Source organism: Stenotrophomonas maltophilia group sp. SKK55, assembly GCF_057179845.1.
In genome coordinates, this window is record NZ_JBXUHP010000048.1 from 226,443 (window position 1) to 251,489 (window position 25,047).

Consider the following 25,047-nt stretch of genomic DNA (forward strand, 5'->3'; position numbering starts at 1 on the left):
GGCCGCAGCGGCGTTGCAGGGAAATGACCGCCGGACTGCAATTCATCGGGTAGCGCCGGGCCATGCCCGGCGGAATGCGAGAAGCGCCGCGCTGCGCGCTCGCCGGGCATGGCCCGGCGCTACCCGATCCGGTTTCCGCTGGGCGGAAACGAAACGCGCCCCGAAGGGCGCGTTTCTGCAGATCGCAGCGGAACGAAGGCTTACGCCTTCTTTTCCGCTTCGATCTGCTTGCGGATCTGCGCATCGACCGCCGCAATGGCGGTCATGTTCAGGATCCGGCGCGAGGTCGCGCTGGTGGTCAGGATGTGCACCGGCTTGTTCACGCCCATCAGGATCGGGCCGATCGCCACGCCGTCGGTGAACACGCGCACCAGGTTGTAGGCGATGTTGGCCGCTTCCAGGTTCGGCAGCACGAACAGGTTGGCGCGGCCCTGCAGGGTCGAGCCCGGCAGCAGCTTCTGGCGCAGCGCTTCATCCCATGCGGTGTCGCCCTGCATTTCGCCATCCACGTTCAGGCGCGGGTTGCGCTTGAGCAGCAGCTCGCGCACCTGGCGCATCTTCAGCGCATCCTTCGAATCATGGCTGCCGAAGTTGGAGTGCGACAGCAGCGCCACCTTCGGCTCGATGCCGAACAGCTTCATGCGATAGGCCGCCTGCAGGGTCGCCTCGCACAGCTGCTCGGCGGTCGGATCTTCCTGCACGTGGGTATCGACGAAGAAGAACACGCCCTGCTGGTTGATCACGCCGGTCATCGCCGAGGTCGAGGTGACCTTCGGCTCCAGCGGCAGCACGCTGCGCACGTAGCCCAGCTTCTTGTGGAAGCGGCCGACGATGCCGGTCAGCATCGCATCGGCTTCGCCACGGGCGACCATCACCGCTGCGATCAGGGTCGGGCGCGAACGCATCAGGTTCTTCGCCGCGGCCACGGTCACGCCACGACGGCCGGTCAGGCCGTGGTAGTACTGCCAGTATTCGTTGAAGCGCGGGTCGTCGTTGATGTTGGTGACTTCAACGTTCTCGCCGATCTTCAGGCGCAGGCCGAGGCGCTCGATGCGCGACTCGATCACTTCCGGGCGGCCGATCAGGATCGGATGCGCCAGGCCGTCATCGACCACGTTCTGTACCGCCTGCAGCACCACTTCCTCTTCGCCCTCGGCGTACACCACGCGCTGCTTGTCGCTGCGCGCGCGGTCGTACACCGGCTTCATCATCAGGCTGGTGCGGTAGACGAACTGGGCCAGCTTGTCGCGGTAGGCGCCCATGTCCTCGATCGGGCGCGAGGCCACGCCCGAATCCATCGCGGCCTGGGCCACGGCGGCCGACAGTTCCACCAGCAGGCGGCGGTCGAACGGACGCGGGATCAGGTATTCACGGCCGAAGCTCGGGGTCTCGCCGCCGTAGGCCGAGCCCATGTCGGTGGCTGCACGGCGTGCCAGTGCAGCGATGGCACGCACGCAGGCGATCTTCATTTCCTCGTTGATCGCAGTCGCACCCACGTCCAGCGCACCACGGAACAGATACGGGAAGCACAGCACGTTGTTGACCTGGTTCGGGTAGTCCGAACGGCCGGTGCCGATGATCGCGTCCGGACGCGCAGCGCGCGCCACCTCCGGCATGATTTCCGGGGTCGGGTTGGCCAGCGCGAAGATCACCGGATCCGGCGCCATGGTCTTGACCATGTCGGCGGTCAGGATGCCCGGTGCCGACAGGCCCAGGAAGATGTCCGCGCCGTCGACGATCTCGGCCAGGGTGCGCTTGTCGGTGTCACGCGCATAGCGCTGCTTTTCCGGGTCCAGGTCGGTACGACCGGTATGGATCACGCCCTCGCGATCGAAGGCCAGGATGTTCTCCGGCTTCAGGCCCAGCTGCACCAGCATGTTCACGCAGGAAATGCCGGCCGCGCCCATGCCCGTGGTCGCCAGCTTCACTTCCTCGATCTTCTTGCCGGTGATCGCCATCGCGTTGAGCACGGCCGCGCCGACGATGATCGCCGTGCCATGCTGGTCGTCATGGAACACCGGGATCTTCATGCGCTCGCGCAGCTTGCGCTCGACCACGAAGCATTCCGGCGCCTTGATGTCCTCCAGGTTGATGCCGCCGAAGGTCGGTTCCAGCGAGGCGATGATGTCGACCAGCTTGTCCGGGTCGGTCTCATCCACTTCGATGTCGAACACATCGATGCCGGCGAACTTCTGGAACAGCACGCCCTTGCCTTCCATCACCGGCTTGCCGGCCAGCGCGCCGATGTTGCCCAGGCCCAGCACCGCGGTGCCGTTGGAGATCACCGCCACCAGGTTGCCGCGGGCGGTCAGCTCGCTGGCCTGCTGCGGGTCGGCCTTGATCGCTTCACAGGCGTACGCCACGCCCGGCGAATACGCCAGCGACAGGTCGCGCTGGGTCAGCATGGGCTTGGTAGCGGAAACCTTGATCTTTCCCGGCGGGGACATCCGGTGGTAATCGAGGGCGGCCTGTTTGAAATCTTCGTTGGACATCGATGTGGGTTACATGAATGGGCAGAAGGGACAGGGGATGATACCCCCGTTGGAGCGTCCGGACCTGTCGCTATCCTGTCGCAAGCATGCTGCGACCGCACAATTCCGTGCCGTATGCGACGGTACCGCGATACCAGCTTCGGCGCTGCCCATGACAGCCATGGGACGCCCTGAAACGCCGCGGGGCCGTACCACTGACGTGATCGGCCCCGCGGTACCACACACCTGGATCAGCCCTTGGCCGGCAGCGCCTCGGGCAGCGCATCGACCGGCGGCGGCAGTTCGCTCTCGCGGCCATCCAGCGCCAGCTGCAGGCGGTTGCGGTCCAGCGCGCCTTCCCAGCGCGAGACCACCACGGTGGCCACCGCATTGCCGATGAAATTGGTCAGCGAGCGGCATTCGCTCATGAAGCGGTCCACGCCCAGGATCAGCGCCATGCCAGCCACCGGCACCTCCGGCACCACGGCCAGGGTGGCGGCCAGGGTGATGAAACCGGCGCCGGTGACACCGGCCGCGCCCTTGGAGCTGAGCATGGCGACCAGCAGCAGGGCGATCTGGTGGCCCAGGGTCAGTTCGGTGTTGGTGGCCTGGGCGATGAACAGTGCCGCCAGGGTCATGTAGATGTTGGTGCCGTCCAGGTTGAACGAGTAGCCGGTCGGGACCACCAGGCCCACCACCGACTTGCTGCAGCCGGCGCGTTCCATCTTCTCCATCAGCGACGGCAGCGCCGACTCCGACGAGGAGGTGCCGAGCACCAGCAGCAGTTCGGCCTTCAGGTAGCGCGCCAGCTTGAACACCGAGAAGCCGCACAGGCGGCAGACCACACCGAGGATCACCGCCACGAACAGGAACGCGGTGAGGTAGAACGAGCCCACCAGCCAGGCGAGGTTGATCAGCGAGCCGACGCCGTACTTGCCGATGGTGAAGGCGATCGCACCGAAGGCACCGATCGGGGCGGCCTTCATCAGGATGTGCACCAGCTTGAACACCGGGGCGACCAGCGCCTCCAGGAAGTTCACGATCGGCTTGCCCTTCTCGCCCACTGATGCCAGCGCGATGCCGAACAGCACGGCCACGAACAGCACCTGCAGGATGTTGCCATCGACGAACGCGCTGATCAGTGTCTTCGGGATGATGTCCATCAGGAAGCCGACCAGGGTCAGGTCATGCGACTTCTCGACGTAGCTGTGCACTGCGGTCTGGTCCAGCTCGGCCGGGTTGATGTTCATGCCCGCGCCGGGCTGTACCACGTGCGCCACGATCATGCCGACTATCAGCGCCAGCGTGGAGAAGAACAGGAAGTACGCCATCGCCTTGGCGAACACCCGGCCCACCGTGCGCAGGTGGGTCATGCTGGCGATGCCGGTGACGATGGTGAGGAAGATCACCGGCGCGATGATCATCTTCACCAGGTTGATGAAGGCATCGCCGAGCGGCTTCATCTTCTCGCCGATGAGCGGTTCGTAGTGGCCGAGGATGGCACCCAGGACGATCGCCACGATCACCTGGAAGTACAGCTGGCGATAGATCGGCAACGGCTTTGCAGGCACCGGTGCTGCGGTCGGGATGTGCATGGCGGACTCCGGAAGGGGCGTTTTCAGGCACGTACGGCCCCGGGACTGCACGGGAGCCGTTACCGTGGAAACTGATCGCAGGCCCTGTACTGCACGCACAGGGGGGGCGACCAATGGACGCCTTTGTACGCGCCAGGCACGCCGGCGCAGATAACCTATTGGTACTAGCCCCCCGGTTCAGGTGGCACAGGTGCCTACACTGGCGCCGCACCGCCCGGAAACGGGAAGGCCGGTGGCCCGGGCTGAACGGCTGGGCATGTCCCTGCGAAAGTTTCGGCCCCTGCGGCCGTTGATGTCCTGTCCACACGCAATCTGAGAGAGCCGCACCCTACATGCGCCCGAATCCCACCTTGCTGGCCCTGTCGCTGGCCGCCCTTCCCGCCTTCGCTTCGGCTGCGGATTTCGACAACTGGCCGACCAGGTACACCTTCGGCGATGGCACCGAGTTGGCCGCTACCGCCAACATCGCCTACGACTACAACGATTTTTCCTCGGCCAGCGGCCTCGAGGACGATGACGCCGTGCGCCGCAAGGAGTTCGGCGCGACGCTGAAGAAGAAGGGCGTCTACGACGCGATGGTCTACTACGACTTCCAGTCCGACACCTGGCTGGACGTGTTCGTGCGCTTCGAGAGCAAGGCCTTCTTCGGCCGCGACATCGGCCGCTTCCGCTTCGGCTACATGAAGACCCCGGTTGGCCTGGACGCGAACACGTCTTCGCGCGCCGGCAGCTTCCTGGAAACCGCACTGCCCGTGCAGGCCTTCTACGCCGGCCGCCGCACGGGTGTGGAATGGGTGCTGGAGCGCCCGCAGTACCTGCTGCAGGCAGGCGCCTATGGCGGCAAGGACCTGCAGGGCGACAACCCCGGAACCACCCAGGCGGTGCGTGCGGTGTGGACGCCGGTGAAGGCACCGGGTGACGTTATCCACCTGGGCCTGGCCTACTCGCAGGAGAACCCACGCGGCTACAGCGATGGCCGCGACGTGCACCACGAGGCCAGCGCCCGCCTGCGCGCGCGCCCGGAAGCCGGCCTGACCGACATCCGCTACGTCGATTCCGGCGCGCTGGTCACCGCCGACCAGATCCGCCGCACCGGCCTGGAAGGCATCTGGATCCGCGGCCCGTTCTCGCTGCAGGCCGAAGCGCTGCGTGCCACGGTCACCCGCCATGACGGCAAGCCCGACTTCACCGGCAGCGGCCAGTACGCGATGGCCAGCTGGGTGCTGACCGGCGAATCGCGGCCGTACAACGCCGGCGCGGTGGCCAACATCAAGCCGGCGCACAACTACGGTGCGGTCGAACTGGTGGCGCGTTACAGCCGCCTGGACCTCGACGATGGTGACATCCTGGGTGGCCGCCAGCACGACCTGACGTTGGGTGCGAACTGGTACCTGACCAGCCACTTCAAGTTCCAGGCCAACTACGTGAAGGTCGACGCCAGCCGTCGTGGCGTGCACAGCACGCCGGAGATCTTCGAACTGCGCGCGCAGATGCACTTCTGACCCCTTCCACGTCAGACCCCGGCGGGCGTGCACGCCACGCCCGCCGGCCCTGCGTAGACTGCCGCCATGTATTGGCTCAGCCGCCACCGGATGCTGTTGCTGACCATCCTGGTGATGGTCGGTGGCACCGTGCTGTGCGCGGTCGCCGCTGGCCATTACGCCTGGCGGCGCGCGCTCGGCGACGAAAGCAGCCAGGTGCAACGCCAGCTGCAACTGTATGGCCAGGGCCTGCAACAGCGCATCGACCGCTTCGGCACCTTGCCGCAGGTCATGGCGCTGGATCCGGATCTGCTGCACGCACTGCGTGTGCCGCCCTCGCCCGGCGAACGGCAGCGACTGAACCTCAAGCTGCAACGTGCCAATGAAGTCACCCGGGCCTCGACCCTGACCCTGGTCGGCCACGATGGTGTGGCGGTGGCGGCCAGCAACTGGGACCAACCGACCAGCAACGTCGGCGAGAACTACAGCTACCGCCCCTACTACCGCCAGGCGCTGGCGCAGGGCCGTGGTCGCTTCTACGGCATCGGCATGACCACCGGCGTGCCCGGCTATTACCTTTCGCAGGCCATCGAGGATGACGGCAAGCGGCTCGGCGTGGTGGTGATCAAGGTCGAGCTGTCCGCGCTGGAACAGGAATGGTTGAGCAGCCCGGACGTGGTGCTGGCCAGCGACGACCACGACGTCGTGTTCCTGGCCAACCGGGACAGCTGGCGCTACCGGCTGCTGCGTCCGCTGCGTGCCGGTGAGCGCCGCGAAATGCTCGATGCCCGTCAGTACGCCGACCGTGCCCTGCAGCCCTTGCGTGCACGTACCGAAGACGTGCTGTCCGATGGCGGCCGCATGGTGCGGCTGCTGGATCCTGCGCTGCCGCAGCCGATGCTGTGGCAAAGCCTGGCGCTGCCCGCCGAAGGCTGGAACCTGCACCTGCTGCACGACGCCGGCGCCGCTACTGCAGCAGGTCGCGCGGCCGCCCTGACCGGCGGTGCCGCGTGGCTGGCCTTGGGCTTCCTGGTGCTGTTCGTGCAGCAGCGCAGGCGCCTGGCCAAGCATCGCCTGCGCAGCCGCCGCGAACTGGAAACCCTGCTCAAGCAGCACGCACAGGAGCTGCGCACCGCACAGGATGGCCTGCTGCAGGCCGCCACCGACGCCGACAGTGGTCTCAGCCGCAGCCTCGAACACCTGCCGCAGGGTGTGGTGGTGATCGACCGCGACCTGCGCCTGGTCGCGTGGAATTCGCGCTATCTGGAACTGTTCCGGTTCCCGGCAGACCTGGTGCGCGTGGGCCGGCCGATCGAGGAACTGTTCCGTTTCAATGCCCGTCGTGGCCTGCTCGGTCCCGGCCCGGTGGACGAGGCCATCGAGCGCCGCCTGAACCACCTGCGCAGTGGCCGCCCGCACATGCGCGAGAGCGAAAAGGACGACGGCACGGTGCTGGAGATCCGCGGCAATCCGCTGCCCGACGGCGGCTTCGTCACCAGCTATGCGGACATCACCAGCTACAAGAACGCTGCGCGCGAACTACGCTCGCTGGCCGATGCGCTGGAACACCGCATCGCCGAACGCACCCGCGACCTGGACGAGGCGCGGCGCGAGGCCGAGCAGGCCAACCGCTACAAGACCCGCTTCGTCGCCTCGGCGGTGCACGACCTGCTGCAGCCGCTCAACGCTGCGCGCATGTTCGTCTCAGTGCTGCGCGGCAAGCTGGGCGACCCGGCGCAGCAGCAGACTGCCGATCATATCGATGCCGCGCTGGCGGCGCAGGACGCGATCCTCAACAGCCTGCTGGATATCGCGCGGCTGGAATCAGGCAGCCTGCCCACCCGCGTACAGGCGTTCCGGCTGGGCCCCCTGCTGCAGACGCTGGCGCGCGAGTTCGGCATCGCCGCGCAGTCACGCGGGCTGGTGGTGGACTGGGTCGATACCCATGCCGTGGTGGTCAGCGATGAAGCGCTGCTGCGCCGCATCCTGCAGAATTTCCTGTCCAATGCACTGCGCTACAGCGAGCGCGGCCGCGTGCTGCTTGGCTGCCGCCGCCGTGAAGGACTGCTGTGGATCGAAGTGCACGACCAGGGCCCGGGTATTCCCGACGCGTTGCAGGGCGAGATCTTCGAGGAGTTCCGTCGCCTGCACGACGGCCAGCAGCGCGGCGCCGGCCTTGGCCTGGCCATTGTCGACCGCATCGGCCGCCTCCTCGGCCATCCGATCCGGCTGCGCTCGCAGCTGGGCCGGGGCAGCGTGTTCGCGGTAGGCGTACCGTTCGGCGAAGCCAGCGCGATTCCGGCCACCGCGCCTGCGCCGGTACTGGCGCAGGAACCGGGCGCGGACAACCCGCTGCGTGGGCGTCGGGTGTGGGTGATCGACGACGATCCGCACGTGTGTGCGGCCAGCCGTGCGCTGCTGGAGCGCTGGGGCTGCGAGGTGGCGCTGGCCGATGGGCCACAGGCGGCGCTGCAGTTGGCCAGTGCCGAGACGGTTCCGGAGCTGGTGCTGCTGGATGTGCGCATGGGTGATCACCACGGGCCGGTGCTGTACGAGACGCTGGCGGAGTTGTGGCAGGCACGCCCGCCGGTGGTGCTGGTCACTGCAGAGCGCGATGCGGGATTGCGTGAGATGGCCGCCGAGCGCGGCTGGGGAATGATGGCCAAGCCGGTAAAGCCGCCTGCGCTGCGGGCGCTGATGAGTCAGTTGTTGATCCGGCATCGCGGGTAGTTTCCAGCCAACGGCGCAGCCCATCTACCCGGCCACGGACACGTGCCGTGCGCGTCCACCCGCGGAGAAGAAAATAAGTTCAAAAGCGAGTCGCGCGCTGCGCTTGCTCGTGTAGATGCTCGTGTAGAGCCGAGCCCATGCTCGGCTTCACCGACCGGCCAGAAAGCAGCCGAGCGTGGGCTCGGCTCTACAAAAAGCGGCCTGCCAGGCTGCCTTTGCTTTTGATCCTCTTTTCTCTTCCGTGGGTGGACGCGCACGGAACCTGCCCGGCCTCCCCCATGAACTGCTCTACGTGTCCACCCACGAGGGGCTATGCCGTTGGCTGGAAACTACAGCCCGATGCCGGCGTCGCCTTCAGGCTCCAGCGCCTTCACCAGCACCGCGGCCTGGGTGCGGCTATGGCACTCGAGTTTTTTCAGGATGGCGGTGACATGCACCTTCACCGTGTTCTCAGCCAGCCCCAGCGTGTAGGCGATCTGCTTGTTGAGCAGGCCATCGGCCAGGCAGAGCAGCACGCGGAACTGCTGCGGGGTCAGCTGGGCCAGGCGGCTGGCCAGCAGCGCATCGGCCTCCGAGCGCTCGGCGGCCATCGCCGGGAACCACAGGCCGCCGTCGAGCACCGTCTGCACGGCCTCGCCGATGGTCTCGGCCGGGGCCGACTTCGGGATGAAACCAGCCGCGCCGAACTGCTGGGCACGGCGGATCACCCGCGGATGGTCGTTGGACGAGAGGATCACCACCGGAATGTCCGGATGCGAGCCGCGCACGTGCAGCAGCGCGGAAAAACCGTGTGCGCCGGGCATGGTCAGGTCGAGCAGCACCAGGTCCACATCGGGATGCGCGTCGAGTGCCTCGGCCAGCGCCTCGGCGCTCGCAACCTCGCGCACCTGTGCCAGCGGCAGGCTCTGCCGCAAGGACTGCACCACCGCCGAACGCAGCAGCGGGTGGTCATCGGCGATCAGGATGGTGTATTCGCTCATACCGCCATTGTACGGGCAGGTCGCCGCCTCAGCGCCCGGCCGGCTCGACGCTGCTGCGCCAGGCATCGAGGAACTGGCGACGCTTGAGCGCGTCCAGGTACACCAGCAGGCCCGGGCCGAGCTGGATCGGACGGCGGCTGCGGCCGGGCGCATCGTCACCCCGTGCGTTGCCGGTCACGATCGGCATCAGCCGCGCTTCGCGCGACAGCACCTGCTGGCCACGCGGCGACAGCAGGTAATCGAGGAAGCGCCGCGCTTCTTCCGGATGCGGGCCGGTGCGCGGGATCACCGCGGTACGCAGTACCACCAGCGTGTAGTCCTCGGGCTCGACGATGGCCAGCGGCGCGCCGGCATCGACACGTGCCTGCGCGTAGGAGCCGAGCACGTTGTAGACCAGCGACAGCTGGCCACTGGCCACCTGGTCCAGCAGCACGCCAGTACGCTCCTCGCGCACCACGTCGTTGTCGCCGAGCGCGCCCAGCAGCGCGCCGGCAATGCTGCCGCGCTGCGCGTCCTGGGTCGCCAGCAGGTAGCCGACACTGCTGCGCTCGATGTCATAGGTGCCGACCTTGCCGCGCAGCGGTGCACCTTCAGCACGCAGCCGGTCCAGCAGCTGGCGGCGCGTGTGCGGCACCTTCGCTGCCGGCAGTGCGCGGGTGTTGTAGACCATCACCACCGGCTCGTAGCTGATGCCGAATGCCTCGTTGCGCCATTGCGCCCACGCCGGCAGCGCCGCGGTCTGCGCCGAGCGGTGCGGCAGCGCATGGCCATCGTTGACCAGCTTGGTCTGCAGGTCCATGCCGCTGGAGATCAGCAGGTCCGGTGATGCCGGCCCGCCACGGTCGTGCAGATAACGCGCGTACAGGTCCTGGGTGATGATGTCCTCGTACACCACTTCGGTGCCGGGGTGAAGGCGCTGGTAGTCGGCGATGACCACCGCGAACACTTCGATGTCGGTGGTGCCGTGGATGCGCAGCTGCGCGGTGGCCGCTCCCTGTGCGGGAAAACGGCGCACATCGCCGGGCGCGGCCAACACCGGCAGGGCCAGCAGCAGCGCAACACTCGTCGCGAACAAGCGGATCATGGACTGCTCCGGGGCAGGCGGATGGTGGCGACCAGCCCGCCCTGCGGGCGGTTGCTCAGGTCAATGCGGCCGCCATGGCTGTCGACCACGCGCTTGACGATGGCCAGGCCCAGCCCGGCACCGCCGGATGGCGCGCCTTCGCCACGGGCGAAACGCTCGAATACGCGCTCGGCATCGGCCGGGGCGATGCCTGCGCCGTGGTCGGCGATGGTCAGCACGGCCTGCTCGCCTTCCACGGTAAGGGCAATCTGCAAGTCGCCGTCACCGCCGTACTTCAGTGCGTTGTCGACCAGGTTCTTGATCGCCTCGCGCAGCAGCAGCGCATCGCCGTGCACCAGTGCCGGTTCGGCGGTCATCGCCAACTGCACGCGCGGCGCCGGACCGGCCTGCGGCAGCGCTTCATGCAAGGCCTGGTGCACGGTCTCGGCCAGGTCCACCGCTGCAAAGCGCTGCAGATGTGAACGATGGATCACGCTGGCATCGCTGAGCAGCTGGTTCAGCAGCCGGCTCATATGGGTGGCGTTGCGCTCGATCGCCTGCAGGCTGCGCCGCATGTCCTCCGGATCGTCATCATCCAGCGCCAGCTGTGCCTGTGCGCGCAATGCAGCCAGCGGCGTGCGCATCTGGTGCGCAGCCTCGGCCATGAACGCGCGCAGTGTCTCGTTGCTGCTGGACAGGCGTTCCATGAAGCGGTTCAGCGCCGCCACCATCTGGTCCATCTCGCGCGGAACGCGGGCATCCAGCGGCTTCAGGTCGGACGGCTCCCGTCGCGACAGCTCGCGCTCCACCCGCACCAGCGGCCGGAATGCGCGATGCACGCCGAACGCCACCAGTGCCAGCAGCAGCCCGGACAGCACGCCGATCGCCAGCAACGCGCGATTGACCATGTCCTGCGCGACCGCTTCACGCGCAAGCCGGGTCTGGCCGACCTGGACCTGCACCTCGCCCTGCGCCGAGGCGGCGGCGAAGCTGCGGCTGACCACCACGAAGCGCACGGTTTCGCCGCTGTAGGTGGCATCGAACAGCTGCGGCTGGGTACCTGGCCGGCGCGGCGGTGCCGGCAGGTCGCCATAGCCGGTGATCAGGTTGCCGCGGTTGTCGGCCACCCTGTAGAACACGCGGTCTTCCGGTGCCATCGCCAGCAGGTCCAACGCCGCATACGGCAGATCGACCTGCCACTGGCCATCGACCAGGGCCACCGAATCGGCAATGGACAACGCCGAGGACACCAGCAGGTGATCGTAGGATCGATTGGCGGCGCGCTGGCCGTAATCGCGCGCGGCGAACAGCAGGGCCACTGCGAACACCGCCAGCAGCACGCCGAGGTAGAGCAGCAGCGTGCGCCGCAGCGAGCCCGGCGCGGCCGTTGCAGCGCGCATGTCAGCCATCGGCGTCGGCACTGGCGTCGCTGGCTTCCAGCAGATAGCCGACACCGCGCACCGTGGTGATGCGCAGCGGTGCGCCGGCCAGCTTCTTTCTCAGGCGGCCAACATACAACTCGATGGCATTCGGGCCCGCTTCGTCATCGAAACCGAACAGGCCGTTGCCGATCTCATCCTTGCCGACCACTTGGCCGAGGCGCCCGACCAGGATCTCCAGCAGGCGGTACTCGCGGTTGGGCAGTTCGATCGGTTCGCCGTCGAGGCTGACCCGGTGCGCAGCGTTGTCGAACTGGAAGCCGCCGATCTGCACCACTTCGCTGGCCTGGCCACGCGCACGCCGCAGCAGCACGCGGCAGCGCGCTTCGAACTCGCGGAAATCGAATGGCTTGCCCAGGTAATCGTCGGCACCGACATCCAGCGCCTGCACGCGATCCTCGATGCCATCGCGCGCGGTCAGCATCAGCACCGGCGTGCTGTCACCGCGCTCGCGCATGCCGGCCAGCACGCGCAGGCCATCGAGCTTGGGCAGGCCGATGTCCAGCACCACCAGGTCGAAGCTCTGGTAGCGCAGCACGCTGGCGGCGGCCAGGCCATCAGCCTGCCAGTCCACAGCGTGCCCGCTGCGGCGCATCCGGCGAATGATCGCATCGGCCAGATCCGGGTTGTCTTCGACCAGCAGCAGGCGCATGGGCACACGGGTGGGAGGGGAACCGAATGCTACCGCATGCCGCCGCCGCGCTTGCCGGGTGTGGCCCAGCGAGCGCAGCGGCCGGATTTACGCTGCACCGCACAAACCGCTGACAGGACGATGACAGCTTGCCCGACCCAGACTGCGGCCGCGCACCGTCCGGTGCCCACGATTGCCGCGCGCCTGGCGCGCACCTGGGAGGGTTTGTGGAATTCACGTTTGCCTGGCGGCGTCCTGCCGCCATGATGGCGCTGGCTGCCCTGTCGGCGCCGGCCTTCGCTGCCGAAGACGACCGCCCGGTCACCGCCACCCTCGGTGGCCGCCTGCACCTGGACTTCGCCACCTTCGACAACGACGACCGCGGCACCCCGAACAAGGACGACACCGAGATCCGTCGTGCCTGGCTGGACGTGTCCGGCAGGTTCTTCGTGGTCGACTACAAGCTGGAAGCCGATTTCTCCGGCGACCGCGTCGAGGCCAAGGACGTGTACCTGACGCGCAGCTTCGGCAAGGCCGGCAAGCTCACCGTCGGCCAGTTCAAGCAGTACTTCTCGCTGGATGACCGCACCAGTTCCAACTACGGCAGCTTCCTGGAGCGCGGCAACGCCGGCACCACGCTGGCGCCGCTGTACCGCCTGGGCGCTTCGTGGCAGGCCAACCCGGGTGACTTCACCTGGGCCGCCAGCATCTACAGCCTGGAAAGCATCGACGCCTGGCAGGTGAAGGGGCGTGCCGCCGGTGGCCGTGTCACCTGGGCGCCCTCGCCCGCCGATGGCGACGTGCTGCACCTGGGCCTGTCGCTGGCCCGCGAGGCCTATGACAACCCCGGCGCGAACGGCGTTCCGGGCCTGAAGATCCGACCACGCCCGGCCGGCCACCTGTCCGATGAAAGCCGCCTGACCCTTGTCGACTTCTCCGCCGGCCGCGATACCGACGTCAACAAGTGGTCGCTGGAATACGCGCAGGTGCGCGGCCCGTTGTCGTGGCAGGGCGAGTTCAGTGGCGCCACCTTCGATGACGGTGCGCAGCGCGGCGACGTGATGGCGGCCTACGGCATGCTCAGCTGGTTCGTCACCGGCGAAAGCCGTGCCTACGACCGCAAGACCGGCCGCTTCGCACGGGTCAAGGACATCCGCCACAAGGCCGGTGCCTTCGAAGTAGCGCTGCGCTACGACCAGATGTGGGGTGCGCAGCATCTCGATGGTGCGCCGGACCTGCGCCGTGGCAGCACCGAAGCCTGGACGCTGGGTGGCAACTGGTACCTGCGCGACAACCTGCGCTTCATGCTCAACGTGATCGAAAGCCGCAACCGCGACCGCCTGGCCGGGGTGACGGTGGACCGCACGCGCGCGGTCACCGGACGCCTGCAGTACGACTTCTAAGCCCGAATTCCCGGGTATGCCGCCCGGGCCCCTTCCACTCCCCCACGTCCTGTATTCGCAAGGAGTCCGCAGATGATGCTGAGCATCCTCGGCTTTGGCATGGTCATTACGTTCATGTACTTGATCATGAGCAAACGCCTGTCGCCGCTCGTCGCCCTGATCACCATCCCCATCCTGTTCGCGCTGATCGGCGGCTTCGGTGCCGGCATCGACGAGATGATGCTGGAGGGCATCAAGAAGATCGCGCCGACCGGCGTGATGCTGATGTTCGCCATCCTCTACTTCGGGGTGATGATCGACGCCGGCCTGTTCGATCCGCTGGTACGGGTGATCCTGCGCTTCGTCAAGGGCGATCCGATGAAGATCGTGCTCGGCACCGCGGTGCTGGCGATGCTGATCTCGCTCGATGGCGACGGTTCGACCACCTACATGATCACCGTCTCGGCGATGCTGCCGCTGTACCAGCGCCTCGGCATGAACGCGCTGAACATGACCTGCGTGACCATCCTGGCCGGCGGCGTGATGAACCTGACCCCGTGGGGCGGCCCGACCGCACGCGCGGCCACCGCGCTGCACGTGGACCCGGCCGATGTGTTCGTGCCGCTGATCCCGTCGATGGTGATCGCCTGTGCCGGCGTGCTGCTGCTGGCCTGGTACCTGGGCCTGAAGGAACGCCGTCGCCTTGGCGTGGTGACCCTGCCCAAGGGCGGCAGCTGGATGGACAACAGCGTGTCCGATGACAGCAACCCGCTGCCGACCGTGGAAGACGCCGAGGACATCAAGCGTCCGAAGCTGCTGTGGGTCAACCTGGCCCTGACCGTGGCGCTGATGACCGCGCTGATCATCGGCGTGCTGCCGATGCCGGTGCTGTTCATGGTCGGCTTCGCCATCGCCCTGGTGATCAACTACCCGAACCTGGCCGAACAGCGCCGCCGCGTGGTCAACCACGCCGGCAACGTGCTGTCGGTGGTGTCGCTGATCTTCGCCGCGGGCATCTTCACCGGCATCCTCAACAACACCGGCATGGTCGAGGCGATGTCGCACAGCTTCCTGGCGGTGATTCCGGAGTCGTGGGGCCCGTACCTGGCGGTGATCACCGCCGTGGCATCGATGCCGTTCACCTTCTTCATGTCCAACGACGCGTTCTACTTCGGCGTGCTGCCGATCCTGTCGGAGGCGGCCGGCAACTACGGCATCACCCCGGTGGAGATGGCGCGCGCCTCGCTGGCCGGCCAGCCGGTGCACCTGCTCAGCCCGCTGGTGCCGTCCACCTACCTGCTGGTGGGCCTGGCCAAGGTCGAATTCGCCGACCACCAGAAGTTCACCCTGAAGTGGGCCATCGCCATCTCGATGCTGCTGATGATCGGCAGCCTGCTGTTCGGCCTGTATCCCCTCGCCGCCTGACCCTTTGCCAAGGAGCCTTCTGCAATGACGCTTCGAATCGCTTACGTCACCAGTGGAATGGGCAGTGTCGGCACTGCCATCTGCCAGAGCCTGGCCCGCAGCGGCCACACCGTGGTCGCCGGCTGCGCGCCCAACTCGCCGCGCAAGGCCAACTGGCTGCGCGAGCAGCGCGAACAGGGCTTCGACTTCATCGCCTCCGAAGGCAACGCCACCGACTGGGCCTCGACCAGCGCCGCGTTCGCCAAGGTCCGTGCAGAAGTCGGTGAAGTGGACGTGCTGGTCAACAACTCCGGCGGCAGCCGCGACCTTCTTTTCCGGCAGATGACGGTGGAAGACTGGAACGCGGTGATCGCCTCCAACCTCAATGCGCTGTTCAACCTGACCAAGCAGGTGGTCGATGGCATGGCCACGCGCGGCTGGGGCCGCATCATCAACATCGGTTCGGTCAGCGCCCACAAGGGCCAGATCGGCCAGGTGAACTACGCCACCGCCAAGGCCGCGATGCACGGTTTCAGCCGTGCACTGGCCGCCGAAGTGGCCTCGCGCGGGGTCACCGTCAACACGCTGTCGCCAGGCTACATCGCCAGCCAGGCGATCAGCAGCTTCCCGCCGGATGTACTGGATCGGCTGGCCGCCTCGGTGCCGGTGCGCCGGCTGGGTCGGCCCGAGGAAGTGGCCGGCCTGTGCGCGTGGCTGGCCTCGGATGAAGCCTCGTACGTGACCGGTGCCGACTATCCGGTCAACGGTGGCCTGTACATGGGTTGAGCCCTCCCCCACGGAGTGCGCGGGGCCGGTGAATCTTCGTTCGCGAGGGGGATCCGGCCCCTTTTTCTATCGGGTTGCAGGACACGCACGGGGGCCTGCGTCGTTCGTTGGTTTCTCGTAAAGAAGGTTTCATGTTCCGTTCGCATAGTGGCCATGCACCGCGCACCCGTGCCGGTGACCACCCCCCATGCAACGGACCATCATGCAGACCCGACACCTGACGATCGCCGTGGCGATCGCGCTCTTCGCCGCCGCCAGCGCACATGCCGCCACCACCGCCGATACCGGCACCAGCACCGAAGCCGCGCTGAGCGCGCAGACGCTGGATACCGTCTCCGTGATCGGCCAGGGCGAGACCCGCCAGGTACAGCGCATCACCGCCGTCGACAAGCAGGTGCTGCCGCCGGGCTCCAGTGGCCAGAAGATCCTCGACCGCCTGCCGGGCGTGTCGGTGCAGTCCAACGACGCCTTCGGCGCCAACGAAGAATCGCAGACCATCAGCCTGCGCGGCTTCGACAAGAGCCGCCTCGGCTACACGCTTGATGGCATTCCGCTGGGTGACAACAGCTACGGCAACTACAACGGCCTGAGCATTGCCCGCGCGATCATCGCCGAGAACCTGGCCGGCGCAGAGTTGTCGCAGGGCATCGGCTCGCTGGGCGTGGCTTCGACCAGCAACCTAGGCGGCACCATCCAGTACTTCTCGATGGACCCGTCCACCGAATTCGGTGGCCGCGCCAGCGTCACCGTGGGTGACAACAACCAGCGTCGCGGCTACCTGCGCGTGGATACCGGCGACCTCAACGGCTTCTCGGCCTATGTGTCCGGCGTGCACCAGGACCAGGACATGTGGGCGGCGCCGTACCAGAACCAGACCACCCGCCAGTTCAACGCCAAGGCCGTGTGGAATGTCGGCGACCACCGTTTCGGTGCGTTCGTGGCGACCTCGCGCGCCAGCCAGGCCAACTACGCCTACCTGTCCAAGGACATGCTGGCCCGCGGCCTGGGCTATGACTGGAACATCTACGCGCCGGACTGGGATCGCGCCGTCGCCGCCGCGTACTGCGCGCCGGGCACCTACAACAAGGCGCGCTGCAGGTTCAGCGGCGGCGTCAACAGCATCGACGATGCGTACTACCAGAGCCGTGCACTGCGCGACGACAACCTGTATTCGGTCGATGCCGACCTGCGCCTGGGCGAGCAGGGTCGCCTGAAGCTGCTGGCCTACCACCACGACAACCGTGGCCAGGGCCACTGGTGGGCACCGGGCCAGCCGTCCTACCCGGGCACCGACAGGATGCTGCCGATTTCGATCCGCAGCACCAACTACACGATCAACCGCGATGGTCTGACCGCCGCGCTGTCGTGGACGGTGGGCATCCACGAACTGGAAGCCGGCCTGTGGTACGAGCAGAACGACCACAACGTCTCGCGCAACTTCTACTACATCAGTGGCCCGTTCCTGGACGACCTGTACCTGAAGAACCCGGACCGCCTGCTGTTCAACCAGGACTTCGACATCCGCACGCGCCAGTTCTACGTGCAGGACCGCATGCGCTTCCTGGACCAGCGCCTGACCGTGGACGTGGGCATCAAGAGCCCGAACACCCGCATGCGCGCCACCGCCCAGCCGGGCGTGGAAACCCGCATCGCCTCGGGCACGCTGACCGCCAAGAAGTCGGTGCTGCCGCAGGTGGGCCTGGGTTTCAAGCTCAACGCCAACAATGAACTGTTTGCCTCGTACGCCGAGAACATCGCCGCCTTTGTCGGTGGCGGCAGCGGTGGCCCGCTGCAGGTGTCGCCGGAATCGTTCGCGGCCAGCGCCGGGCTGGAACCGGAGAAGTCCAAGAGCCTGGAAGCCGGCTTCCGTACCTTCGGCGAGAAGTACCAGGCCTCGATCGCCGCCTACAACGTGAAATTCGACAACCGCCTGCTGTCGCTGAACCCGTGCTCGAGCATCGAAGTCGGCACGCGTCCGGAGTGCGTGACGCGCTTCATCAACGTCGGTTCGGTAAAGAGCCACGGCGCGGAACTGACCTTCATCCTCAAGCCGATCGACGGCCTGCAGTGGTACAACGCGCTGTCCTGGAACAAGACCACCTACGAGGATGACTACACCTCGGGCGGCGCGATCGTGCCGGTGGCCGGCAAGATCACGGTGGATACGCCGCAGCGCATGGCCTCCAGCGAGATCAGCTGGAACCGCGATGGCTTCTTCGCCAGCCTGCGCGCCAAGTACACCGGCAAGCGCTACTACACCTACACCAACGACCAGTCGGTGCCGGGCGTGACCACCTTCGACGCCGGTGCAGGCTACGACTTCGGCCCGGGCCTGGGCCTGCGCAACGTTCGGGTGTCGTTGAATGCGACCAACCTGACCAACAAGCGCTACGCCGGCCAGCTGAGCTCGTTCGCACCGACCGATCCGAAGGGCACGCGCTATGCGATCCATGCGAGCGCGCCGCGGCAGCTGTTCATGACGGTGGCGGCGGAGTTCTAAATCGAAAGCGTTGCTCCGTGGCGTCTTGATTATCATCGCGGGGCAGAGCCGGATGGGCCGGCGCAGGACACGCCGTAAACCCATCCATGGGGGCTCGATGGCGCCATCCATGGCGCCAACGGTCCTGCGCCGGCCCATCCGACCCTGCTCGACGGCTTCCCGCGCCACGGTGCGGAAGGCAAAGAAGAGCAAAAGCAAAGAGCCGGGCATTGCCCGGCTCTTTGCTTTTCAAGCGCAATCCCTTCGGCGCGGTGATGTGCTGCCGCCCGCGCGGGAAACTGTCTGGCGGCGGTGGGGCACCCTGGCCAGGACCGTGAGGCGCATGGATGCGCCGATCGAGCCCCCATGGATGGGTTTACGGCGTGTCCTGGCCAGGGTGCCCCACCGCCGCCCAGCGATATCCATCGAGGTGCCAGCGCATCATCCCGCCAACGCATTTCATTCCGGTGCCAGCTGGTCCATCCGTATCCGGTTGGCAAACAGCGAAAACGCCAGCATGCCGGCCAGGCCGTTCGCCCGGCTCACCCAGTGCGGCAGCCAGCGCGGTGGCTTCAATACCCCCGCCTCGAACAGCGGCGCGAACGCGATCGCATCGGCCAGGCTCATCTTGCCGGCAAACAACCAGCGGCAGACCTGCAGGCGGTCTTCGGCCAGCATGTGCCGGAAGAAGGTGTGCACCGACACCAGCCCGCGCAGGTACACCGTGTCCTTGGTGAAGGCCAGGCCGCCACGGGGCGGCACGCCGCGGAACACGCGCTGCGCCGAGGCGAAACTCTCTTCCGCGTTCTGCCCCGCATCGCAGAAATAGCGGAACACTTCGATGAAATCGGCGCCTTCGCGTGCCATCGCAATCGCTTCGGTACGCAGGCTGATGCGCTTGAGGCGCTCGATGTCGATGCTGCCGGTGATCTGCTCGGCAAACGTCGCCAGCCCTTCCTGGGTGGCGGTCACCCGTGGCGAGGACAACGCCAGGCTGGGCAACACCGGTTGTTCGCGGCCGTTCAATGCGGTCAGCGAATGCACCAGCGCTTCGTGGTGGAACAGCTGCGCGCGGTCGTAGGCACTGAAGCGCGCACTGGTACGCAGGCGGATGCGGGTCGGGCCGGCAGCCGCCTTGGACACCAGCTCCGGATCCAGCTGCACCTGGATGATGCGCGATTCGAAGAACGCATCCAGGTCGTTCTGCAACTGCAGTTGCAGCGCGATGGCCGAGACCGGTACCTGCTCTTCCGGTGCCAGCAGTTCGTGGTCCAGTTCGGCGGCAATCTGGATGAAGTGGCGTGCCGCGTCGCGCGTACTCGGGCCATTGCCCGGCAGCGGCTGCTCGGGCGCGCCGAACAGCTGCACCGAACAGGTATCGACGGCGGCAGTGCCCAGCCCCTCAAGCAGCTGCGCGGCCAGGTCCCAGCTCTGCGCCGACTGCTGCACATAGTGGCCCAGCGGGTGGCTGTCATCGCAGTCGGCAGCGATCGCGGCCAGCGCACGGCGCTCTTCGCTGAAGTCCAGCCGAGGGTAATCCACCTTCGGCAGCACCGGCTGGCCGCGCGCCACGCTGTCCAGGAACGGTACCTGCACCGTGGCCGGCCAGCTGGTCAGCCCCAGCAGGCGGATGCCTCCCACGGCCTCGACCAGGCGCGCATCGAGCGCTGCATGGTGGGCCACCTCACGGTCCAGCGTCGCGGTCGGTTCCATGCGCGGACTATAGCGCCCTGCCGTGCCAGGCGCAGTGCGCCGCCGCCCGAGCATTGGCTCGGGCGCTACAAGGTGTCCCGGGATACAACCGTTGTAGAGCCGAGCCCACGCTCGGCTGCACTGTCAGCGCCGGCGTGGCTTTCCGGCCGGGCGGAACTGCTGGCCTTTGCCCTTCTTGCCGCCACGTTCCTGCGCGGTCTCGGCCTGGCGAACCGCCAGCTTGGCGGCGGCGGCAGCCACTTCTTCCTTCAGCTTGAAGTAGTTCAGCAGGCGGCTCTCTTCGATCTCGCCAGCGTCGATCGCTGCACGAACAGCGCAGCCCGGTTCCTGCTGATGCTTGCAGTCGTTGAAACGGCACTGCGTGGCCAGCGCTTCGATATCGGCGAAGCCACCTTCGGACAGCGTTTCTTCGCCGGTCGGTTTCAGCTCGCGCATGCCGGGGGTGTCGATCAGGCAGGCGCCGGTCGGAAGCGGCATCAACGCGCGATGGGTGGTGGTGTGGCGGCCGCGCGAATCGTTGGCGCGCACCGCGTTGGTCTTCATCCGCTGCTCGCCGAGCAGGGTGTTGGTCAGCGTGGATTTGCCGGCACCGGAGGAACCCACCAGTACCACCGTGCGCCCCGGGCCCAGCCACGGCCGCAGCACCGCCACGCTGTCGGCATCCAGGCCGTTGATCGCATGCAGCGCGATGCCCTGCATCTCCAGCTCTTCCAGCACTGCCAGCGCATCCTCGCTGTACTCGGTCTGGTCGGCCTTGGTCAGCACCACCACCGGTTCGGCGCCGCCACCGCCGACCAGCAGCAGGTAGCGCTCGATGCGGCGCGGATTGAAGTCGGCATCCAGCCCACAGACGATGAACACCGTATCAATGTTCGCTGCGATCACCTGCTGGTGGTAGTGCTCACCGGCGGCGCCACGCTTGATCGCGGTGCGACGTGGCAGCAGCGCGACGATGCGGACGCCGTCCAGCAGCACCCAGTCGCCCACGGCCGGCCGCTCGTGGCTGGGAAAGCGCGGGCGCTGCCATTCCGGCAGTGACTCGGCCTTGATCGCCGCATCCGGGCCATCGGCCACCACGTAATGGGTCCGGTGCTGCTCGATCACCCGTGCCGGGCGGGCCTGCGGATGTGCGGCCATCACGGCCTGCCAGTCGGCCTGCTGCGCCGGGCCCGGCCAGGGCCAGCCGATGGTCTGCAGGGCGATGAAATCGGGGGTCTGGGTCATCGCCGCCATTCTACCTGTGACGGCCCCCGGCCAGCCCAGCAATGGCAGGCCCGGAGCCATTGCCATGCACTGCAGCAATTCCGGTAGGATGGAATCCCCATGCCTTTTGACGGCCCAGCCTCATGTCCACCATCTCGCCCAAGCCCCTGGCCATCCGCGAGCGCCTTTCCGAAGTGCGCTACGAAATCCGCGGAGAACTGGCCCGGCGAGCGCGGGAGCTGGAGGCGCAGGGCCGCAAGCTGATCAAGCTCAACATCGGCAACCCGGGCAACTTCGGTTTCCGCGCACCCGAGCACCTGCAGCGCGCGATCGCCGACGACATGGGCCGCACCGACCCGTACACCCACCAGCAGGGCCTGCCGGTGGCGCGTGAAGCCATCGCCGATTACTACGCCCGCCGCGGCGCACCGGATGCACATCCGGACCGCGTGTTCGTCGGCAACGGTGTCAGCGAGCTGATCGACCTGTCGCTGCGCGCACTGCTCAATCCGGGCGATGAGGTGCTGGTGCCGTCGCCGGACTACCCGCTGTGGTCGGCCTCCACCATCCTCAACGATGGCCGACCGGTGTACTACCGCTGCGCCGCCGAAAACGGCTTCCAGCCGGACCCGAGCGAGATCGAGACGCTGGTGTCCTCGCGCACCCGCGCCATCGTGCTGATCAACCCGAACAACCCCAGCGGCGCCAGCTACCCGCGCGAACTGCTGGAGCACGTGGTCGAGATCGCACGCCGCCACAACCTGCTGCTGCTGGTCGATGAGATCTACGACCAGATCCTGTACGACGATGCGGTGTTCCAACCGGTCGCGCCGCTGGCCGGCGACCATCCGTGCCTGACCTTCAGCGGCCTGAGCAAGGTGCACCGTGCCTGCGGCTGGCGCGTGGGCTGGGCCCATCTCAGCGGCGACGACGCGCGCCTGGGCGACTTCCGCGCCGCGCTGGACCTGCTGGGCGCGCTGCGCCTGTGCGCCAACGTGCCGGGCCAGTACGCCATCGAGGCCGCAGTGAACGGCCCGGACACCATCTCCGAACTGTGCACCCCGGGCGGCCGCCTGTATGAAACCCGCCGCGCGGTGATCGACGCCTGCGAAGCCAGCGAGCACCTGTCGCTGGTCGCGCCGGCCGGTGCGCTGTATGCGTTCCCGGCCGTGGTCGGTGCCGCTGCCAAGGGCTTTGACGACCACGACTTCGCGCTGGACCTGATGAACAACGAAGGCGTGCTGGTGGTACCGGGTTCCAGCTTCAACGTGCCCTACCGCCATCATTTCCGCGTGACCCTGTTGCCGGAAGCCTCGGTGATGCGCGATGTGTTCGCCCGCATCGACCGCGTGCTGGCCCGGCGTGCCGAGGACGCGACCAAGGTCGTGCCGCTGAAGCCGCGCCGTTCGGTGGCCTGAGCGGTGGCGCTGTCCTACCTGGCGCTGGGCGACTCGTACACCGTCGGAGAAGCCGTTGCCGTCGAAGACCGCTGGCCGCACCAGCTGGCCGCCGCCCTGCGTGCGCAGGATGTGGCGCTGGCCGACCCGCAGACCATCGCCACCACCGGCTGGACCACCGACGAGCTGGACGCCGGCATCGATGCGGCTGCGCCCCAGGGCCCGTTCGATTTCGTCAGCCTGCTGATCGGCGTCAACAACCAGTACCGCGGCCGGCCGCTGGACGAGTACCGCGTACAGTTCCAGGCCCTGCTGCAGCGGGCGATCGGCTTGGCCGGTGGCCGCCCCGGGCGCGTGCTGGTGCTGTCCTTCCCCGACTGGGGCGCGACGCCGTTCGGTGCCGGCAGCGGCCGCGACCTGGCCACCATCGAGATCGAGACCGACGAGTTCAACGCAGCGGCCGAGGTGATCAGCACCCAGCAGGGCGTGGCCTTCGTCGACATCACCGACATCAGCCGTGACCAGGGCGGCAACCCGGCAATGATCGCCGAAGACGGCCTGCACCCGTCGGCGCGGATGTACGCATTGTGGAGCGCGCGCGCGCTGCCGGTCGCCGCACGCCTGCTCGGCGGAACGGACTGACACGATGGATGGTAAGCCACGGAACGGCCCGCCCCTGCCCTGCACACCGCTGACCGCCCCGCAGGCCCGCGCGATCGCCGAAGCGTTCCGCCCGGCACGGGCCTGGGGCAGCCGTCGCGACTACTACTACACCCGCGGCAAGCTCGGCAGCGACCCGTTGTATGACGGCGTGCTGCAGCATCTGCGCGACGACGGGCAGCCGGTGCTGGACCTGGGCTGCGGGTTGGGGCTGTTCGCCCATGTGCTGCGCCAGCGCGGCGGCACCCACCCCTACCTCGGCGTGGACGTGGATGCCAGCAAGATCACCCGTGCCCAGCGTGCCGCCACCGGCCTGCACGCTGTGCGCTTCGACTGCCTGGACGTGCAGGCGCCACTGCCGGCGCAACCCGGACACGTCCTGTTGCTGGATGTGCTGCAGTACCTGGACGCGGGCCCACAACTGGCACTGCTGCGTGCGGCCAGCGCGCGGGTGGCCGCCGGCGGCCGCCTGCTGCTGCGCACCCCGCTGGCCACCGGCGATGGTCGCGACCGCACCACGCGGGTGGCGGACCGGTTGGCCTGGCTGGTCGGCTGGATGGGCATGCGGCCGCGCCATTACCCCGACCCGCACGTGCTGCAAGCGACACTGGCCGAGGCCGGATTGCAGGTGACGGCGCCGCGTCCCCTGCATGGGCGCACGCCATTCAACAGCTGGTTGCTGGTGGCCGAACGCCCCGCGCTGTAGAGCCGCGCTGCGACGTTTTTCCGGTGCTGCGCACCGCCGCCCGAGCATCGGCTCGGGCGCTACAGTAGCGCCCCCCTTGTAGAGCCGAGCCCATGCCCGGCTGCTCTACATCACCAGGGCCGGCGTTACGGGACCGGCAGCCGCGCTTTCAGCCCGCGCTCGTCCAGTGCCTGCAGCACGCCCTCGATGATCGCCAGGTTGTGACCGTGGGCGGCCCCCTCATGCAGCAGCACGATGGCCCCCGGTCGCAGATCCGGCAGCAGGCGGTCGAGCACCCCCTGCGCCGTGCAACCGATGCCGTCGAAGCCGCGCGCGCTCCAGCCGACCCGGACCAGGCCCAGCCGCTGCAGCACCGGCGCCACGAACGGATTGGTCATGCCCACCACCGAGCGGTACCAGCGCACCGGGCGACCGCTTACCGCCTGCAGCGCGTGCTGGCAGCCCTCGATCTCGGCGCGCATCGCCGCCGGGCCCAGCCGCCAGAAGCGCGCCTGCGGATGGCTGTGGCTGTGGTTGCCCAGGTCGTGGCCGCGGCGCAGGATCTCCTGCACCAGTTCCGGCTGCGCCAGCGCGCGCTCGCCCACCAGGAAAAAGGTGGCGTGGGCCTGGTGGCGGTCCAGCAGGTCGAGGACGGCACGGGTTTCCGGGCCAGGACCGTCATCAATGGTCAACCAGACGCTGTTGCCGGCATCCGGCAACCGGCTCAGCACCGGCGCATAGAAGCGACTGTTGGGCAGGAACACCGGCACCAAGAACAGTGCGTGGCTGGCCACCATCAGCGGCAACCCCCAGTGCCAGCCCGCCAGGACCCAGACCAGGATCACCAGCAGCTGCGACGCCACCAGCCAGGGCAGCCAGCGCCAGGGCCGGGTCGGAATGCGATGCAATGTTCCTGCGTTGCTCATCCCCCATGATGCCATGAGGGGT

The 25,047-nt window shown here is 67.6% G+C and carries 18 protein-coding genes; 9 read left to right on the forward strand and 9 right to left on the reverse strand.

From position 1 onward, the window contains the following. Window positions 1–200: 200 nt before the first annotated feature. The gene (locus AC2A1N_RS15520; RefSeq protein ID WP_061479574.1) at window positions 201–2,492 is read right to left on the reverse strand and encodes an NADP-dependent malic enzyme; all 2,292 of its coding nucleotides are present in this window, start codon (window positions 2,490–2,492) and stop codon (window positions 201–203) included. A 230-nt stretch (window positions 2,493–2,722) separates the two neighbouring features. Then, window positions 2,723–4,066 (reverse strand): dicarboxylate/amino acid:cation symporter, encoded by a 1,344-nt coding sequence (locus AC2A1N_RS15525; RefSeq protein ID WP_484372804.1) that lies wholly within the window; start codon window positions 4,064–4,066, stop codon window positions 2,723–2,725. A gap of 332 nt (window positions 4,067–4,398) precedes the next feature. On the opposite strand from AC2A1N_RS15525, the gene AC2A1N_RS15530 reads away from it, so the two are divergent. Together AC2A1N_RS15530 and AC2A1N_RS15535 are read left to right on the forward strand one after the other, a co-directional pair. Further along, complete coding sequence (locus tag AC2A1N_RS15530) at window positions 4,399–5,568, forward strand: OprO/OprP family phosphate-selective porin (RefSeq protein ID WP_061479576.1); 1,170 nt, start codon at window positions 4,399–4,401, stop codon at window positions 5,566–5,568. A gap of 66 nt (window positions 5,569–5,634) precedes the next feature. Beyond that, a complete protein-coding gene (locus tag AC2A1N_RS15535; RefSeq protein WP_242891375.1) occupies window positions 5,635–8,277 on the forward strand; it encodes a hybrid sensor histidine kinase/response regulator in 2,643 nt (880 codons plus the stop codon). 329 nt (window positions 8,278–8,606) lie between these two features. Here AC2A1N_RS15535 and AC2A1N_RS15540 read toward each other — a convergent pair whose 3' ends face one another. Genes AC2A1N_RS15540 through AC2A1N_RS15555 form a run of 4 tightly spaced genes read right to left on the reverse strand, consistent with a single transcriptional unit; the run spans window position 8,607 to window position 12,411 of the window. Next, window positions 8,607–9,257 (reverse strand): response regulator, encoded by a 651-nt coding sequence (locus AC2A1N_RS15540; RefSeq protein ID WP_061479578.1) that lies wholly within the window; start codon window positions 9,255–9,257, stop codon window positions 8,607–8,609. Between the two features lie 28 nt (window positions 9,258–9,285). Then, window positions 9,286–10,341, reverse strand: a complete 1,056-nt coding sequence (locus AC2A1N_RS15545; RefSeq protein ID WP_061479579.1) for an ABC transporter substrate-binding protein — start codon at window positions 10,339–10,341, stop codon at window positions 9,286–9,288. Further along, window positions 10,338–11,729: a sensor histidine kinase gene (locus AC2A1N_RS15550; protein ID WP_061479580.1), complete on the reverse strand. Its 1,392-nt coding sequence runs from the start codon at window positions 11,727–11,729 to the stop codon at window positions 10,338–10,340. The genes AC2A1N_RS15545 and AC2A1N_RS15550 overlap by 4 nt, the downstream gene beginning before the upstream one ends. Then, window positions 11,722–12,411 (reverse strand): response regulator transcription factor, encoded by a 690-nt coding sequence (locus AC2A1N_RS15555; RefSeq protein WP_014038433.1) that lies wholly within the window; start codon window positions 12,409–12,411, stop codon window positions 11,722–11,724. Before AC2A1N_RS15555 ends, AC2A1N_RS15550 begins: the two co-directional genes overlap by 8 nt. Window positions 12,412–12,653: 242 nt before the next feature. Between AC2A1N_RS15555 and AC2A1N_RS15560 the strand changes: the two genes are divergently transcribed. From AC2A1N_RS15560 to AC2A1N_RS15575, 4 genes are all read left to right on the forward strand, one after another. Continuing rightward, window positions 12,654–13,793, forward strand: a complete 1,140-nt coding sequence (locus AC2A1N_RS15560; protein WP_242891383.1) for an OprO/OprP family phosphate-selective porin — start codon at window positions 12,654–12,656, stop codon at window positions 13,791–13,793. A gap of 75 nt (window positions 13,794–13,868) precedes the next feature. Next, entirely contained in the window at window positions 13,869–15,197 is a 1,329-nt protein-coding gene (locus AC2A1N_RS15565; protein WP_005419191.1) for a CitMHS family transporter, read from the forward strand. A 24-nt stretch (window positions 15,198–15,221) separates the two neighbouring features. Beyond that, on the forward strand, window positions 15,222–15,962 hold the full coding sequence (phbB, locus tag AC2A1N_RS15570) for an acetoacetyl-CoA reductase (RefSeq protein ID WP_005419193.1): 741 nt from the start codon (window positions 15,222–15,224) through the stop codon (window positions 15,960–15,962). 202 nt (window positions 15,963–16,164) lie between these two features. Then, window positions 16,165–18,462 (forward strand): TonB-dependent receptor, encoded by a 2,298-nt coding sequence (locus AC2A1N_RS15575; RefSeq protein WP_134968459.1) that lies wholly within the window; start codon window positions 16,165–16,167, stop codon window positions 18,460–18,462. Window positions 18,463–18,900: 438 nt separating this feature from the next. Here the strand turns inward: AC2A1N_RS15575 and AC2A1N_RS15580 are convergent, their stop codons facing one another. Continuing rightward, window positions 18,901–20,154: a flavohemoglobin expression-modulating QEGLA motif protein gene (locus AC2A1N_RS15580; RefSeq protein WP_061479584.1), complete on the reverse strand. Its 1,254-nt coding sequence runs from the start codon at window positions 20,152–20,154 to the stop codon at window positions 18,901–18,903. Between the two features lie 123 nt (window positions 20,155–20,277). Then, complete coding sequence (gene rsgA, locus AC2A1N_RS15585) at window positions 20,278–21,387, reverse strand: ribosome small subunit-dependent GTPase A (RefSeq protein ID WP_134969347.1); 1,110 nt, start codon at window positions 21,385–21,387, stop codon at window positions 20,278–20,280. A gap of 113 nt (window positions 21,388–21,500) precedes the next feature. Here rsgA and AC2A1N_RS15590 point away from each other — a divergent pair, with 113 nt between their 5' ends. The 3 genes from AC2A1N_RS15590 to AC2A1N_RS15600 are packed head-to-tail and all read left to right on the forward strand — an operon-like array spanning window position 21,501 to window position 24,120. Beyond that, window positions 21,501–22,775, forward strand: a complete 1,275-nt coding sequence (locus AC2A1N_RS15590) for a pyridoxal phosphate-dependent aminotransferase (protein WP_242891366.1) — start codon at window positions 21,501–21,503, stop codon at window positions 22,773–22,775. Window positions 22,776–22,778: 3 nt separating this feature from the next. Then, window positions 22,779–23,396 carry an SGNH/GDSL hydrolase family protein gene (locus AC2A1N_RS15595; RefSeq protein WP_242891364.1) on the forward strand — a complete coding sequence of 206 codons (618 nt, stop codon included), beginning with the start codon at window positions 22,779–22,781 and terminating at the stop codon, window positions 23,394–23,396. Between the two features lie 4 nt (window positions 23,397–23,400). Then, complete coding sequence (locus tag AC2A1N_RS15600) at window positions 23,401–24,120, forward strand: class I SAM-dependent methyltransferase (protein ID WP_154351405.1); 720 nt, start codon at window positions 23,401–23,403, stop codon at window positions 24,118–24,120. Between the two features lie 125 nt (window positions 24,121–24,245). Here AC2A1N_RS15600 and AC2A1N_RS15605 read toward each other — a convergent pair whose 3' ends face one another. Further along, a complete protein-coding gene (locus AC2A1N_RS15605) occupies window positions 24,246–25,025 on the reverse strand; it encodes a polysaccharide deacetylase family protein (RefSeq protein WP_061479589.1) in 780 nt (259 codons plus the stop codon). Window positions 25,026–25,047: the final 22 nt, after the last annotated feature.